The sequence below is a fragment of the Leifsonia poae genome, assembly GCF_027921845.1.
In the GTDB taxonomy this organism is placed as follows: Bacteria; Actinomycetota; Actinomycetes; order Actinomycetales; family Microbacteriaceae; genus Leifsonia; species Leifsonia poae.
Window position 1 is genome coordinate 118,635 of sequence record NZ_BSEN01000006.1, and the last position, 15,477, is coordinate 134,111.

17 protein-coding genes are annotated in these 15,477 nt (G+C 71.4%); 9 read left to right on the forward strand and 8 right to left on the reverse strand.

The genetic code is table 11. The features are described 5' to 3' along the window. Positions 1-16: 16 nt before the first annotated feature. The 4 genes from PKE84_RS07565 to PKE84_RS07580 are packed head-to-tail and all read right to left on the reverse strand — an operon-like array spanning position 17 to position 4,279. On the reverse strand, positions 17-628 hold the full coding sequence (locus PKE84_RS07565; RefSeq protein ID WP_271176621.1) for an RBBP9/YdeN family alpha/beta hydrolase: 612 nt from the start codon (positions 626-628) through the stop codon (positions 17-19). Between the two features lie 50 nt (positions 629-678). After that, entirely contained in the window at positions 679-2,313 is a 1,635-nt protein-coding gene (locus tag PKE84_RS07570; protein WP_271176622.1) for an N-acyl-D-amino-acid deacylase family protein, read from the reverse strand. Then, positions 2,310-2,939 (reverse strand): bifunctional 4-hydroxy-2-oxoglutarate aldolase/2-dehydro-3-deoxy-phosphogluconate aldolase, encoded by a 630-nt coding sequence (locus PKE84_RS07575; RefSeq protein ID WP_271176623.1) that lies wholly within the window; start codon positions 2,937-2,939, stop codon positions 2,310-2,312. The genes PKE84_RS07570 and PKE84_RS07575 overlap by 4 nt, the downstream gene beginning before the upstream one ends. A 56-nt stretch (positions 2,940-2,995) precedes the next feature. After that, positions 2,996-4,279, reverse strand: coding sequence for an alanine racemase (locus tag PKE84_RS07580; protein ID WP_271176624.1), 1,284 nt, complete (start codon positions 4,277-4,279; stop codon positions 2,996-2,998). Positions 4,280-4,409: 130 nt separating this feature from the next. Between PKE84_RS07580 and PKE84_RS07585 the strand changes: the two genes are divergently transcribed. From PKE84_RS07585 to PKE84_RS07625, 9 genes are all read left to right on the forward strand, one after another. Next, positions 4,410-5,462: a sugar kinase gene (locus PKE84_RS07585; RefSeq protein WP_271176625.1), complete on the forward strand. Its 1,053-nt coding sequence runs from the start codon at positions 4,410-4,412 to the stop codon at positions 5,460-5,462. Further along, entirely contained in the window at positions 5,459-6,277 is an 819-nt protein-coding gene (locus PKE84_RS07590; RefSeq protein WP_271176626.1) for an IclR family transcriptional regulator, read from the forward strand. The genes PKE84_RS07585 and PKE84_RS07590 overlap by 4 nt, the downstream gene beginning before the upstream one ends. Continuing rightward, positions 6,274-6,678 (forward strand): RidA family protein, encoded by a 405-nt coding sequence (locus tag PKE84_RS07595; RefSeq protein ID WP_271176627.1) that lies wholly within the window; start codon positions 6,274-6,276, stop codon positions 6,676-6,678. The genes PKE84_RS07590 and PKE84_RS07595 overlap by 4 nt, the downstream gene beginning before the upstream one ends. 117 nt (positions 6,679-6,795) lie before the next feature. Next, the gene (locus PKE84_RS07600) at positions 6,796-8,598 is read left to right on the forward strand and encodes an SLC13 family permease (RefSeq protein ID WP_271176628.1); all 1,803 of its coding nucleotides are present in this window, start codon (positions 6,796-6,798) and stop codon (positions 8,596-8,598) included. Between the two features lie 65 nt (positions 8,599-8,663). After that, positions 8,664-9,452 carry an ABC transporter ATP-binding protein gene (locus PKE84_RS07605; RefSeq protein ID WP_271176629.1) on the forward strand — a complete coding sequence of 263 codons (789 nt, stop codon included), beginning with the start codon at positions 8,664-8,666 and terminating at the stop codon, positions 9,450-9,452. Positions 9,453-9,540: 88 nt separating this feature from the next. Further along, positions 9,541-10,653 (forward strand): type III polyketide synthase, encoded by a 1,113-nt coding sequence (locus tag PKE84_RS07610; protein WP_271176630.1) that lies wholly within the window; start codon positions 9,541-9,543, stop codon positions 10,651-10,653. After that, positions 10,650-11,174 (forward strand): isoprenylcysteine carboxyl methyltransferase family protein, encoded by a 525-nt coding sequence (locus tag PKE84_RS07615; protein WP_271176631.1) that lies wholly within the window; start codon positions 10,650-10,652, stop codon positions 11,172-11,174. The genes PKE84_RS07610 and PKE84_RS07615 overlap by 4 nt, the downstream gene beginning before the upstream one ends. After that, a complete protein-coding gene (locus PKE84_RS07620) occupies positions 11,171-12,223 on the forward strand; it encodes an NAD(P)/FAD-dependent oxidoreductase (RefSeq protein WP_271176632.1) in 1,053 nt (350 codons plus the stop codon). Before PKE84_RS07615 ends, PKE84_RS07620 begins: the two co-directional genes overlap by 4 nt. Positions 12,224-12,557: 334 nt before the next feature. Further along, positions 12,558-12,812, forward strand: coding sequence for a ParB family protein (locus PKE84_RS07625; protein WP_271176633.1), 255 nt, complete (start codon positions 12,558-12,560; stop codon positions 12,810-12,812). Between the two features lie 234 nt (positions 12,813-13,046). Here the strand turns inward: PKE84_RS07625 and PKE84_RS07630 are convergent, their stop codons facing one another. From PKE84_RS07630 to nucS, 4 genes are all read right to left on the reverse strand, one after another. After that, entirely contained in the window at positions 13,047-13,454 is a 408-nt protein-coding gene (locus tag PKE84_RS07630; RefSeq protein WP_271176634.1) for a hypothetical protein, read from the reverse strand. Between the two features lie 140 nt (positions 13,455-13,594). Continuing rightward, positions 13,595-14,272, reverse strand: coding sequence for an HAD family hydrolase (locus tag PKE84_RS07635; protein WP_271176635.1), 678 nt, complete (start codon positions 14,270-14,272; stop codon positions 13,595-13,597). Between the two features lie 37 nt (positions 14,273-14,309). After that, a complete protein-coding gene (locus PKE84_RS07640; RefSeq protein WP_271176636.1) occupies positions 14,310-14,732 on the reverse strand; it encodes an SseB family protein in 423 nt (140 codons plus the stop codon). Further along, the gene (gene nucS, locus PKE84_RS07645; RefSeq protein ID WP_271176637.1) at positions 14,732-15,427 is read right to left on the reverse strand and encodes an endonuclease NucS; all 696 of its coding nucleotides are present in this window, start codon (positions 15,425-15,427) and stop codon (positions 14,732-14,734) included. Before nucS ends, PKE84_RS07640 begins: the two co-directional genes overlap by 1 nt. Between the last annotated feature and the right edge of the window lie 50 nt (positions 15,428-15,477).

Genomic DNA, 15,477 nt, shown 5'->3' on the forward strand with positions numbered 1-15,477 from the left:
GCGGCTGGCGGCGGGCTCAGCCCGCGTCGACGGTTTCGCGGGGCAGCAGCGGCGCCGACGGATCGAGCGACCACGCGAGCACGGACGGCCACTCGCCGTACCCGGCCGTGCGCTCGAGGTGGCCACCGCCCGGGATGACGACGACCGGGATGCCCAGCGGCGCTCCGAAAGCGGTGTCCGCACCCTCCGGGCAGTAGGGGTCGGCATCCGAGGCGGCGATCGTCGTTGCTGCGGACGGGCGGCTCGGGGTGAGAGCGGCGAACGCGGCGATCTCCGGGATGCCTCCGACGAACTCCCGTGACGGCGGCGCCACCAAGAGCACACGCTCGACGGACGCGTCGTCCGCGGGACGCGCGCCGAGCCAGAGCAGACACGCGAGGCTGTGGCACAGCACCGTGACGCGGGCGCCGTGGGCCGAGGCCTCGGCCAGAGCATCCGCCACCGCGTGCCGCCAGGCGGCGACGGACGGCGTCGCGGCATCCGGCAGCTGCGGGTAGACGACGCGCTCCCCGCGCTCGCGCAGGGCCGCGGCGAGCTCGTGCTGCCAGTGCCCGGGCGGGCGGAAGTTGTCCCACCCGTGCAGGATCAGGAACGCGCGGGCGCCGGGCGCGGTCTCGGTCGAGGTCATCTGCTCATCAAAACGCACCGGACACGTCGCTCGCAATGCGGTCCCGCCGATCAGGGGCGCGCGGGCGATCGATGCCGGAGGGCGCGGCCGGGGCGATGCGCAGTGCGCGTCCCGTCGTCGATCACGGGCACGCCGGCCACGAACACCCACGGGATGCCGGCGGCGGTCCGGCGCGGGTCGTCGTACGTCGCGCGGTCCGACACCCGCGCGGGGTCGAAGAGCACGAGGTCGGCCACCGCGCCGGGCGCGATCCGCCCGCGGTCGGTGAGCCCGAGCCGGGCCGCCGGGCGCGCCGACAGGTGCACGATCGCGTCCTCGAGCGTGAGCACGCCCTCCTCGCGCACATAGCGGCCGAGGTAGCGCGGGAACGTCCCCCAGCCCCGTGGATGCGGCTTCGCGCCGATCAGGATCCCGTCGCTGCCCCCGGTGTGGCGCGGATGACGCATCATCGTCCGCACGTTCTGCTCGTCGCCGACGTGCTGCAGGATACTCGTGCCGAGCCGGTCGGCGACGAGCAGTTCGAGGAACACCTCGGACGGCCGCTGTCCGTCGCGCGCACCCAGCGCCGCGATCGTGTGGCCGACCGCCGGCGCGAGCTGCGGGTTCCGCACGCCCGCGATCTCGATGGTCGCCCAGTCGACAGGGACGCCGTGGCAGCCGTCGGACCCGGTGACCTCGAGTTCGCGGACCACGCGCTCCCGGATGCCGGGGTCGCGCATCCGGTCGATGGTCGCGTCGGGACCGCCCACCGCCGACCAGCTCGGCAGCAGGGCCGCCAGTGTCGTCGCACCGGAGAGGTAGGGGTAGCTGTCGAGTGTGATGTCGACGCCGGCGGCGATGCCCCGGTCGATGAGTTCGACGAGTTCACCGGCGCGGCCGCGGTTGACGTCGAAGTTCATCGTCGCGTGGGTGAGGTGCAACGCGCAGCGGGCGCGCGCGGCGATGTCGATCATCTCCGCATAGGCGTCGAGCGCGCCTGCTCCGTAGGAGCGCTGATGCGGTGCGTAGAAGCCTCCGTGCGACGCGACCACTTCGCAGAGCGCGACAAGTTCGTCGGTGCTCGCGAACATCCCGGGCACGTAGGTGAGCCCCGACGACATCCCGAAGGCGCCATCGCGCATCCCGTCGTCGACCAGGCGGCGCATCCGGGCGAGTTCGCTGCTGGTCGCCGGGCGGTCGTCCGTGCCGACGACGGCCATGCGCACGCTGCCCTGCGGCACCAGGTAGGCGACGTTCGTGGGCGGCCGGGCGTCGTCGACGGCGCGCAGGTATTCGCCGACGCTGCGCCAGGCGAAGTCGACGTCGGCGGGCACGCCGTTCCAGCCGGCGATCTGTTCGCGGATGACCGGCATCGTCGCCTCGGTGGCGGGAGCGTACGAGAGGCCGTCCTGACCGAGGACTTCGGTCGTCACACCCTGCGAGACCTTGGCGAGATGATCGTGGTCGGTGAGCACGGCCAGATCGGAGTGGGCGTGCATGTCGATGAAGCCGGGGGCGATCGCGAGGCCGTCCGCATCGATCACGCGCGCTCCGGCGGGCGCGGCGACGTGAGGGTCGCCGGAGGTTCCGACGACGGCGACGCGTCCGTCGGCGACGAGCACGTCGGCCGTGCGCCCCGGCTCTCCCGATCCGTCGAGCACGAGGCCGCCGCGGAGCAGGACGTCGCCGTCGCCAGGCACAGTCATCGCCGGCGGGCGGCGGCGGAGAACTCGCGGGCGCGGGCGGTGATCGTCTCCCAGTCACCCGATTCGATGGAGGACGCGCTCACCACGCTGGAACCGGCCGTGACGGCGAGCGCGCCGGCCGCCGACCACTCGGCGGCGTTGCCCGCGTGCAGGCCGCCCGACGGGACGAACGGCACCTCGGGGAACGGACCGCGCAGGTCTTTCAGATAGCCGGGACCCACGAGGGAGGCCGGAAAGACCTTGACCGCCGCCGCGCCCCACTCGACGGCGCGCATCACCTCGGTCGGGCTGAGCGCGCCGAGCAGCACGGGCACGCCGGCCTCCCGGGCGACGGCGGCGACTCCTTCGTGCAGGCCCGGCGTCACCAGGAACTGTGCGCCCGCCCGGATCGCCGTCTCGGCCTTGTCGGTGTCGGTGACGGTCCCGGCCCCGATCACGGCTCCGGTCGTCCCCGCCTCTGCGACGGACGCCGCGATGATCTCGTCGACACCGGGGGTGGTGAACGTGAACTCGACCGTGCGGATGCCGCCGGCGACCAGAGCGCCGCAGAGCGCCACCGGGTCGTCGATGCGGGGCGCACGCACCACGGCCAGGGTGCGGTCGGTGCTCAGGATGTCGACGATCATGCGTCTCCTCTGGTGTGTCTCTTCTGCAGGATGTGCCGGTTGCGCAGGTGGTGCGTTCAGCCGAACGCGGTCTCGAGCAGCCCGGTGACCCGGGGATGCGGGGCGTCCACGTCATCGATGACGGCCAGTGCCCGCCACTTGTCGAAGGTGGTGCACGGATGCGAGAGGCCGAAGCGCACCACATCGCCCACCGCGAGCGCGGCATCCGGAGGCACCGCGACGAAGCTGTGCTGGTCGTTCATCGCGGTGACTGTCGCGCCCGTGAGCAGCCGGACCTCGGTCGATCCGAAGGCGCGAACCGCCTGAGGGAGGGGGAGGCCCTCGTCGTAGGGGAAGTCGCGCTTGCCCGCGTCCACCAGCGCCAGGCCCGGCTCCGGCCGGGACACGACGGTCGCCCAGCCGTGGATGGCGGAGCGGAACGATTCTCCTCCCACACGCCCGAGCGGGGTGATCCCGCTGTAGAAGCCGTCGTCGTGGGTGATGTACGCGCCCGACCGCAGGAGCACCTCGACCGCCCGGCCGCGGTGCCCATCGAGGTCGCGGAGCGGCCCGAGCACGTCGGCGACGACGTCGAAGTACGCGCTGCCGCCGGCGGTGACGATGACGCTCTCGCCGTGCGGGTAGAGGCCGTCGGCGGCGACGGCGTCGTGCAGCTCGGCGAGGCGCTCAAGATACGAACGCACCGTCTTCAGCGATTCGGCGTCGCCGGAGTGCGCCAGCGCGCCCTCGTAGCCGGCGACGCCCGCGAGCCGGAGCGAGGGGGAGGCGGCGATCGCGCGTGCGACGGCCAGCGCCTCGGGCAGGGTGCGTGCGCCGGTTCGGCCGCCGGCGCCGCCGAGTTCGACGAGCACGCCGAGCGGCGCACTGGCCCGGGCGGTGGTGCCCGAAAGTGTCGCGTGCATGATCTCGACCGCGCGCACCGAGTCGGCCCACACGATCACCTCGTGCGTGCCCGCCCTCGCGTCGGCCGCCGACGCGAGCCGCTCCGCGACGAAGCGCAACGCATCCGGTTGCACGAGCGCGTTGGCGAGCATCACGCGCGGGATGCCCCAGTCCATCGCGACGGAGAGCTGCCAGGGGGTCGCGACCGTGATGCCCCAGGCTCCGGCGGCGAGCTGGCGCTCCCAGAGCATCCGGTTCATGGTGGTCTTGCCGTGCGGTGCGAGTCCGACACCGGCGCGTTCGCACCATGCGCGCATCGTGTCGAGGTTGTGCTGCACGGCCGCCTCGCTGACGGTGACGAGCGGGGTGGGGAAGGTGCTCAGGGCGGGGCGCCGCTCGCCCAGTGCCGCGACGTCCGTGTCGTCGTACGACAGCGGCAGGGCCTTGCGGTCGCCCATTCGCGTCTCCTTCGCTGCCTGTTGCGGGTTCATCGATTGCACAGTGTGCAACGTGCGTTGCACACTGTGTCCTCCCTGTTCTACCATCCTGAGAGACGCCGGCGGAACCCCGCAGGCGTCGACGGGGCACATGAACGACGACCGACCGGAGGAGCTCGAGGTGGCGGACGACCGACCGATCGCGATCACCACGATCGGCGAGGCGATGGTCGTGCTGTTCCCCGAGGGGCAGCGCCCGTTGGCGGAGGCGCACGAGTTCGGGTCCGACGTCGGAGGTGCCGAGTTCAACGTCGCCACCTCGCTCGCGCGCATGGGCGTCGCGACCGCCTGGATCTCCCGCCTCGGCGACGACGGCTTCGGCGACCGCATCCGCGCCACCGCGCTCGAGGCCGGCGTCGACCTCCGGGCCGTCGAACTCGATTCGGAGCGGCCGACCGGGCTGTACGTCAAGGAGTCGCTGGCGGGTCCGGACGGCGCACGCACCCGGATGCACTACTACCGTCGCGAGTCGGCGGCGTCGGCGATCGGTCCCGCCACGCTCGACGGCGAGGGCGCGACGCAGGTCATGTCGACCTCGTCGATCGTGCACACCTCCGGCATCACGGCCGCCCTCTCGGCGAGCACGGCAGAGGCCGTTGCGGGACTGCGCGAGCGTGTCGGGCCGTCCGCGATGGTGAGCGTCGATCTCAACTACCGGCCGCTGCTCTGGCGAGGGCGACCCACCGACGCCCTCGATGCGCTGATCGCGCAGGCGGACACGCTCTTCGCCGGGGTCGACGAGGCCGGCGTGTACTTCGGCCACGCAGAGCCGGACGCGCTCTTCGCTGCGCATCCGCACCTCGACCGGCTGGTGCTGAAAGACGATGACAGGGCCGCGTCGACGCTGCTGCGCGATGGGACGACCACCCACGTTCCGTGCCTCACCGTCGAGGTCGTCGAGCCGGTCGGAGCGGGCGACGCCTTCGCCGCCGGCTATCTGGCCGGGCTGGCGGAGGACCGCACGGACGTCGCATGCCTGCGGCTCGGGCACGCGCTCGCGGCGCTCACGCTCATCGGCGCGGGCGACCGGCCACTCACGGTTCCGGATCCGGCGGAGCGCGATCGCATCGCCGAGGCGCCCGACGCCGAGTGGAACGGCTGGCGCGTGCATCCGGGCGATATCCCGTGGCGGAGCCGCGCGTGAGTCAGTCGCTGTCCCGGGCCCTCGACCTGCTCGACCTCGTCGCGCGCGGGGTCGACTCGCTCGATGCGCTCGCCGATGCGGCCGGCGTGCACAAGACCACGGTGATGCGGCTCCTCCAGACGCTCGACGCCCATGGCTACGTCACGCGGGACGCGTCGTACCGGTACCACCTGGGGTCCGCGGTGTTCGCGCTCGCCCAGACGGCGCTCGACGGCCAGGATGTGCGCAGGGTCGCCTCTCCGACGCTGCAGTCGCTCGGCGCTGCGACGGGACAGACCGTGCACCTCGCCGCCTACGACGACGGCACCGTGATCTACATCGACAAGGTGGAGTCGCGGCAGCCGTTGCGGATGTACTCGCGCATCGGGCTCCCGGCTGCGCTGCACGCCACTGCGGTGGCCAAGGTGCTGCTGGGCGGCCTCGACGACGGCGAGCTGCAGCGCATCGCCGACGCGATCGACTACGAGCGGTTCACCGGCTCGACCATCCTCACCCCGCAGGCCCTGGTCCGCGAGGTGCGGCTCAGCGCCGAGCGAGGGTGGGCGGTGGATCACGAGGAGCACGAGACCTTCATGAACTGCGTCGGCGCTCCGGTCTTCGGCGCAGACGGACGGGTGGCCGCCGCCGTCTCGATCTCGGTGCCGAACCAGGTGCTGAGCTACGACCAGGTGCTCGGCCTGCTGCCGGCACTGCATGCGGCCACCACGACGATCTCCGCGAACCTCGGCTACTCCGGGGACGCCCCGTTCCTCCCACCGGCCCCGTCCGCCTCCCACGGCTCACGGAGCCCCCGCGTCTCGAAAGGACAGTCATGACCGACCGCATCGCCCTCTCCACCACCGACGCCCCCGCACCGGCGCACACCTTCTCGCAGGGGGTCAAGCGCGGCCCGTTCGTGCAGGTGTCCGGCCAGGGCCCTGTCGATCCGGCCACTGGCGAATACGTGTTCGGCGGCGATGTCGCGGCGCAGACGACCCGCACGCTGCAGAACGTCGAGGCGATCCTCGCTGCGGGCGGCGCCACGTTCGACGACGTGATGATGCTGCGGGTGTACCTGACGAAGCGCGAGGACTTCGCGGCGATGAACGACGCCTACGGCGAGTTCGTCGGCTCGCGGGTCGCCTCCGGCGTGCTGCCCTCGCGCACCACCGTGTTCACGGGGCTGCCCCGCGAGGAGATGCTCGTCGAGATCGACGCGCTCGCCGTCACCGACTGAGCCCGGGAGCGAAGCCGTACCGCTCGAGCCGCTGTTGCGCCGAGGTCGCGGCCGTTGTCGCACCGAGGTCGCAGCAACTGCGTGTGCCGGGGAAGCATCCGCCACTAGATTCACCGTATGAGCGACATCGCGCTGACCCTGGTGATCCTCGCGCTGGTCGTCGTCGCGTTCGTCAGCGGCAGGATCCCGGCGGGGCTCGTGGCTATCGGCGCATCGCTGGCCTTGCTGGCGACCGGCGTGCTCGACCTCTCCCAGGCGTTCGCGGGCTTCGCCGACCCCGCGGTCGTGCTGATCGCCTCCCTGTTCGTCGTGGCGGAAGGCCTCGACGCCACGGGACTGACGGGATGGGCCGGGCAGCAGATCGTCAACCGCGGCGGGACGCGGGTCGGCGTGCTCACCGTGCTCGTCATGCTCGTCGTCGCGGTGCTCTCGGCCCTGATCAGCGTGAACGGAGGCGTGGCCGCGCTGCTGCCGGTCGTCGTCGTGGTCGCCTCGCGCATCCACGTCGCCCCGTCTCGACTGCTGCTGCCGCTGGCGTTCGGCGCGCACGCCGGCTCCCTGCTGACCCTCACCGGAAGCCCGGTGAACGTGATCATCTCCGAGCTCGCCGCCGAGACGGGGCACGGGGCATTCGGATACTTCGAATTCACCGCGATCGGAGCCGTGCTCGTGGTCGGCACCGTGCTGATCACCGTCGTGTTCCGGCGCTGGCTGGTGCCCGACCGGGTGCCGGCGACGATGCCGCGCGATCTGAGCGATCATGCCCGCACCCTGCTGAGCGCCTACGCCGTGCCGCAGCCGTTCGCCATGGTGCGGGTGCGGGCGAACTCGCCGCTCGTCGGCCGCACCGCGGCGGAGGCGGACCTGGAGTCGGTCGCGGTGGTCCAGCTCATCGCGGTTCAGGGCACGCGACGCAGGCCCGCCGGCGAGACCATCCAGGCCGGCGACCGGCTGCTGGTGCGCGGCGACACGTCGAACATCAAGACCCTGCAGAGGAAGGCCAAGCTCGACGGGCCGACCGGGAAGCGCGGGGGACGCGCGGACGCCCTCATCGACGCGACCTATGGCGTCGCCGAGGTGGTGGTGGCGCCGCGGTCGTCGATGGTCGGCGAGACGGTCTTTCCCGGAATGATCACCGACAGCGGCGACCTGGTCGTGCTCGCCGTGCAGCGGGCGGGTGAGCCGATCGATGCGGCGACCACAGTGCTCGCGTCCGGCGACACCCTGCTCGTCCAAGGGCGCTGGGAGGCGCTCGACACCAACCTCGCGGATCCCGCGTTGCTGGTCGTGGACGCGCCCGACCAGTTGCGCCGGCAGGCGGCGCCGCTCAGCGGCCGTGCCTGGGTCGCGCTCACGATCCTGGTGCTCATGGTGATCTCCCTCGCGACCGGCGTGATGCCCGCGGCGGTCACCGGCCTGCTCGCCGCCGCCGCCATGGTGCTCACGCGCTCCGTCACGGTGGAGCGGGCGCATCGCTCGATCTCGTGGACGACGCTCCTGCTGGTGGCCGGCATGATCCCGATGTCCACCGCGATCACGCAGACCGGGGCGGCCGCCCTGATCGCCGACGGTCTCCTCTCGGTGGTCGGCCGGTTCGGCCCATTGCTGGTGCTCCTCGCCCTGTGCCTGGTGGCTCTCGTCTTCGGGCAGCTCATCAGCAACACCGCGACCGCCCTGATCATCGCGCCGATCGCCGTGTCGGTGGCCGCCGAGCTCGGGGTGTCGCCCCTGCCGTTCCTGATGGCGGTGGCGGTGGTGTCGGCGGCGGCCTTCCTCACCCCGGTGGCGACGCCGGCGAACTTCATGATCATGGGTCCGGCCGGTCTGCGCTTCGGCGACTACTGGCGGCTCGGCATCGTGCTGGTGGTGCTGTTCCTCGCGGTCGCGGTGCTCTTGGTGCCCGTGCTCTGGCCGTTCTAGGCTGCTCTGGCCGTTCTAGGCTGCTCCGGCGTTTTGGGCGCTGCGCGATCGGGCAGGATGGGGGAGTGAGTGGACAGCCGATTCTGAAGGCCGACGGTGTGGGTTTCGTGCGCGGCGGCCGCACCATCCTCGACGAGATCGACCTCGAGGTGCGGGCGGGCGAGCACTGGGCCCTGATCGGAGCGAACGGCGCGGGCAAGAGCACCATCCTGAGCATGCTGGGTGCCGTCGTGCATCCGACCAGAGGCACGGTCGACGTGCTCGGCCGGCGGTTGGGGCGCGTCGACCTGCGCGAGCTGCGCGGCCTCATCGGCCACGTCAACCCGCGTCACCAGGTGCGCTCCGCCCTCACCGTGAAAGACGTCGTGCTGACCGGAGCGACCGGAACCACGGAGCTCATGATGCGCTGGGAGCCGACGCCCGAGCAGTCCGCCAGGGCCGATGAGCTCATCGACCTGCTCGGGATGCGCGGCCTCGCCGACGCGACCTGGCCCACCCTGTCGCAGGGCGAGCGCGGACGCGCGCTGATCGCCAGGGCGCTGCAGCCCGACCCGCACCTGCTGCTCCTCGACGAGCCGAGCACCGGGCTCGACATCGCCGCCAGGGAGCACCTGCTCGACCGGATCGACGGGCTGCGTGCTCAGCATCCGGATCTCGCGAGCGTGCTGGTCACCCACCATCTCGAGGAACTCCCCGCCAGCACGACGCACGCGGTGCTGCTGCGGGACGGCCGCATCGTGGCGCAGGGCGTGGCCGATGACGTGCTCACGAGCTCACTGATCAGCGAGACCCTCGACTATCCGCTGAGCATCACACGCACGGACGGCCGCTGGGCTGTGCGCACCGCCCGCTGACCGCGCGGAGCACGACGCCCGCGCTGCGCACACTGCGGGTTGGCTGCGCGTAACCCCACAGCCCCGTACGCGGGTGTACGTTCCGCATATGACGCGAATCGTGGCAGTAGAGCCGGTGGTTCCTGCACGGAGCTACAGCCAGGCCGAGATCACGAGTGCGTTGCTCGCGATGATCACGAGCGATCCGGGTCGGCAGGCGGTCATGCGGCGCATCCACGCGTCGAGCGGGGTCGAGACCCGCAACCTGGTGATGCCGCTCGAACAGTACAGTTCGCTGGCCTCGTTCCAGGAGTCGAACGACTATTTCATCGCCGAGGGCACGACCCTCGCCGAGCGTGCCCTGGTGGGAGCCCTGCATGCGGCGGGCCTCGAGCCGGCCGACGTCGACTTCCTCCTGTTCACATCGGTCACGGGCATCGCGGCCCCCTCGATCGACGCTCAGCTCGTCTCGCGGCTGGGCCTGCGCCCCGACGTGAAGCGGCTCCCCAGCTTCGGACTCGGATGCGTCGCCGGCGCGGCAGGGATCGCTCGCGTGCACGACTACCTGGTCGGGCATCCGAACGAGGTCGCTGTGCTGCTGTCGGTCGAGCTCTGCTCGCTCACCGTGCAGGCGAGCGACGACTCGATGGCGAACATCGTGGCCAGCGGGCTCTTCGGCGACGGAGCCGCCGCCGTGATCATGGTCGGCGACCAGCGGGCGCAGCAGCTCGGACTCGGCGGACCCGAGATCGTCGACACCCGCAGCCGCATCTACCCGGACACCGCCGACGTGATCGGATGGGACATCGGCGGCACCGGCTTCCGCATCGTCCTCAGTGCCGGTGTGCCCGAGGTGATCGACCGCAACTTCGCCGCCGACGCCGCCGGTCTGCTCGCCGCGCACGATCTGACGATCGCCGACGTCGGCGCCTGGGCCGCGCATCCGGGTGGACCCAAGGTTCTCGAGGCGTTCGCGCGGGCGCTCGACCTGCCCGATGGAGCCCTCGACGCCAGCTGGAGATCGCTGGCGCGGGTGGGCAACCTGTCGTCGGCGGCCGTGCTGCACGTTCTCGCCGAGCTCATGGACACCCACCCGGCGGAGGGAACCAACGGGCTGCTGTTCGCCCTCGGTCCCGGGGTGACGGCCGAACTGGTGCTGCTGCGCTGGGCCGACGGCGAGAATCTCGCACCGGTTGGCGAGGCGATCGGCGCGGCCGCGTGATCCTCTACACGGTGCTCGTTCTGGCGACCGGCGCCGAGCGCATCGCGGAGCTGGTGGTCTCGACGCGCAACGCCCGCTGGTCGTTCGCGCGCGGTGGGGTCGAGTTCGGGCGAGGGCACTTCCCGCCGATGGTCGCGCTGCACACGGGTCTGCTGCTCGCCTGTCTGGCCGAGGTGTGGTTCGGCGACAGGCCGTTCATCCCGTGGCTGGGCTGGCCGATGTTCGCTCTGGTGCTCGCCAGTCAGGGACTGCGCTGGTGGTGCATCGCGGTGCTCGGCCACCGCTGGAACACACGGGTCATCGTCGTGCAGGGGCTGCCCCTGGTGAATCGCGGACCGTACCGCTGGCTGACGCACCCGAACTACGTGGCCGTCATCGTGGAGGGCTTCGCGCTCCCGCTCGTGCACACCGCGTGGATCACGGCCCTCGTCTTCACGGTACTGAACGCCGTGCTCCTCTTCGCAGTGCGCATCCCGTGCGAGAACCGCGCGCTCGCCACGGTCGTCCCTGCGACGCCATGAACACCCCGGATGCCGGCCTGATCGTGGTCGGGGCCGGACCGGTCGGACTGGCGGCCGCGATCGAAGCACGCCGCTCCGGAATCGACGTGCTGGTGATCGAGGCCCGTGAGGGACCGATCGACAAGGCCTGCGGCGAGGGCCTGATGCCCGGAGCGCTGCACGCACTCCTGCGGCTGGGCGTCGATCCGGACGGCAGCGACCTCGCCGGGATCGCCTACATCGATCGCGAACGACGGGTCGAGCACCGGTTCGCGGGCGGCGCCGGCCGAGGCGTGCGGCGCACGGTGCTGCAGGCCGCGCTTGCGCACCGCGCGGTCGAGGCCGGTGTGCGCATCGAGCACGGACGCGTGATCGATGTGGAGCAGGACGCCGAGCAGGTGACGGTGCGGCTGGCCGACACGGATGCGGTGCTGCGCGCGCCCTGGCTGGTGGCGGCGGACGGCTTGCACTCGCCGATCCGGCGCCTTCTCGGCCTGGAACGGCCGCCGCAGCCCGAGCCGCGCCGCCGTTACGGGATCCGCCGCCACTACGCGGTCTCGCCGTGGACGGACCTCGTCGAGGTGCACTGGTCGAAGGAGGTCGAGGCGTACGTGACCCCCGTCGACGCGTACACCGTGGGGGTGGCGATGCTCGGCCCGCGTCGGGTCGACCTCGAGCAGGCGCTCGCGGGCATCCCGGAGCTCGCGGAGCGCGTGGCGTCGGCGCCGATCGCAAGCGCGACCAGAGGGGCGGGTCCGTTGCTGCAGCAGACGCGGGCGCGCACGAAGGGCCGGGTGCTGCTGGCGGGCGACGCGTCCGGTTACGTCGACGCGCTGACGGGCGAGGGGATGCGCGTCGGGTTCGCGCAGGCGCGCTCGGCTATCGACGCGGTGCGGTCGGGCGACACCCGCCGGTACGAACGCGCGTGGCGCGCGGAGACGAGGGACTTCCGGATGCTGACGACGGGGCTCGTCGCGGCGGCCCGGTCGCCGCTCCGGGCGCGCATCGTGCCGGCGGCGGTGGCGCAGCCGCGGCTGTTCGGGTCGATCGTCGAGCGGCTCGCGCGCTGAACGGGCTCGTTGCTGAGCTGCGGCGCTCCGCTCCGCTCCGCATCCGGCTGCAATCGAGTCGGGGGTTAATCACGCGCAGGACCTCCTGAGCGTGATTAACCCCCGACTCGATGAAACGGACGGCCGACTCGGCGAGGCCGGGCCGCCGACTCGGCGAAACGCACAGACGAGTCGACGAGAACGGACTGCACGAGAACGGACTCGCGGGGCACGCCGCAGCGCACGGGACTGTCGCGGGTCGCGCACGCAGTCGCGCCGAGGCCACGCCGAGGGCGTGAAGCGCACACCTAGTATCCGAAGGAACCTACACAAGCAATACTTCTGGAGGTACGGAATGTCCAGCGACTCCGACGGGACGACGAACGCGGCCCGCACGACGATCACGTTCTACATCCCGGGCCCGCTGCGCGATCGGGCCCGTGCCGCCTACCGGTCGACGTCCTTCGCCGAGAAGGACACGAGCTGGTCGGAGATGCTGACCAAAGCGCTGGTGGTCGAGGTGGAGCGGCGCGAAGCGCAGTACAACCACGGCGACCGCTACACCGGCGGTGAGGCTCCGCTGAGCCCGGGCCGGCCGATCACCTTCTGAGCCTCGGCCAGCCGATCACCTTCTGAGCCCGGGCCGGGTCGATCACTTCTGAGCCCCCGGCCGGCCGGTCACCCTCTGAGCCTTCTGGCCCTGCGGGCCGGCTGACGGACGCACGAGAGCGACGAGCCCGAACGCAGCGACGCCGCGCACCTCGCCCGGAGGCGGAGTGCGCGGCGTCGGAGGCTCGCCGAAGCGGCAGGGCAGCCTGCGCGAATCGCGCGGCCGCGGCTGCGACTAGTTGGCGGTGACCAGGTACGTCACCGAGACGCCGGGCGTGCCGACAGCGACGGTGTACTTGTCGTTGACGTAGAGCGCCTTGGTGTCGGTGGCCGTGCCGGAGGCCTTGTAGCCTGCCTTCTCCAGGGCTGCCTTCGCGTCGGCGAAGCCGGTCTTGGTCGTCGGCTGCACCGTCACGCTCCAGCCGTTGTCCTTGTCGCCGCGGGCGACCAGGATCGTGCCGTCGATGATCGGGACGTCGCTCTTCGGGAAGCTCGAGGGGAGCGACTGCGAGGAGGCCGACTCGGAGGCGGACGGTGAGGAGGTGTCGGAGCCGGAGCCGCTGGAGCATCCGGCGAGCGAACCGATGGTGAGGGCCGCTGCGATCACGGCGGGAACGAACAGTTTCTTACGGGTGTGCTGCATGCTGTTTCCTAGTGCTGTATATGTGTGCGAGATTGCCAAACATCCAGCGTACTCCCGGGTCTACCCGGTTCGAAAACGTCTATTCGCATGCATAATCGCAGCGATTCGCCCGACGACTCCAGCGGTCGGCGCGAGAGGCCTCAGCCGAGCAGCAGCGAACTCAGCTGGTCGGCCGAGTGCACGACCGCGATCGCTCCCGCGGCCTCGGCGGGCGAGCCGTAGCCCCACTCGACGAGGATGGTCGGGAGCCCGTTCTGGGCGGCGCCCTCGACGTCGAACGCACGGTCGCCGACCATGACGGTCTGCGCGAGGTCGACGCCGTTCTCGGTCAGGCGGCGGAGCGCATCGGCGACCACGTCGGACTTGGCGCTGCGCGTCTCGTCCTCGCTCGCGCCGGCGATGACGTCGAAGTACTTGGCCAGGTCGAAGTGCTCCAGGATGCGGGTCGCCTGCAGCTCGGGCTTGCTCGTCGCCACCGCGATCGGGATGCCCGCGTCGTTGAGGCGCGACAACAGGCCGCGGATGCCGGGGAAGACGGCGCTGTCGAAGGCGCCCTTCTCGTGATAGTCGGCGCGGTAGACCGTGAGGGCGTTGCGGGCCTGCTCCTCGTTCATGCCGGCGAACAGCCGCAGAGAGTCGAGGAGGGGCGGCCCGACGTATTCGACGAGCTGGGCGGGGGAGGGCACGGGCAGACCGAGGGTCTCGAAGGTCGAGGCCAGGGAGGAGGTGATGCCGGGTGCTGAGTCAGTGAGGGTGCCGTCGAGGTCGAAGAGGACGCAGGTCCAGGTTCGGGTGACGGTCGGGGTCGGGTTCGTCATAACCGTCCAATGGTAGGTGAGGGATCTCGAAGAACGCTCAACGTCCGCCGAGGGCGGACTCGATGTGCGAGCGCGCGACCACCATGGTGTCGGGGGCGCCCGGATCGAACTGCACCGCGACGAAGTCGGCCGACGTGATGAAGCCGAGCGCTTCGAGGGCCGGGACGATCACCGCCTGCACCTGGCTGCCCTCGCCGTCAGCGGTGGCGGCCACGGCTGCCCGCAGCGCGGTCATCGAGGTGAACAGGGGCAGGACGGCCTCGCCGGTCGTCGAGGAGATCGTGCGCAGCCGGGTGTCCTGCGGGGTCGAGCCGGTGACGTCGACGACCAGGCCGCCCTTCGCGGCGGCGGCGAGCAGAGCATCCAGGTTCTCGAGGGTCGGCTCGGCGGCGATGGCGGTGAGCGCCTTGCGCACGGCGACGTTCTCGTAGCTCTGCGGGAAACGGGGCTTCATCGCCATCAGAACAGCCTGCTCTCGCTGTCGTCGAGCCCGCGCATCGCGTCGTAGTCGAGTACGAGGCAGCGGATGCCGCGGTCCTCCGCCAGCGTGCGTGCCTGTGGCTTGATCTCCTGTGCGGCGAAGATGCCGGTCACCGGGGCCAGGTGCGGGTCGCGATTCATCAGCTCGAGGTAGCGGGTGAGCTGCTCGACGCCGTCGATGTCGCCGCGACGCTTCAGCTCGACCGCGACCGAGGCGCCCGACGCATCCCGCGCCAGGATGTCGACCGGTCCGATGGCCGTCATGTACTCCCGGCGCACGAGCACGTGCCCGTCGCCCAGCAGGTGGATCTGCTCGGCCAGGAGCTTCTGCAGGTGGGCCTCGACGCCGTCCTTCTGCAGGCCGGGGTCGACGCCGAGTTCGTGCGCGGAGTCGTGCAGGATCTCGTGGATCGAGACCACGAGCATGTCGGCGGTCTTGGCCTGGGTGACCTTCCAGACCTCGGTCACGCCGGCCTCGGACTGCGCCTCATCCGGCTCGATCACGGAGAGCGTGCAGGGCGGGCTCATCCAGTTGAGCGGCTTGTACGAGCCGCCGTCGGAGTGCACCAGCAGACTTCCGTCGGACTTGAGCATGAGCAGCCGGTTCGCGAGCGGAAGATGAGCGCTCAGGCGGCCGGCGTAGTCGACGGAGCAATGGGCAATGACGAGGCGCACCGGAACATCCTACGGCGCGCAGGTGACGCGTCCGGCCCCGACCGGATGCC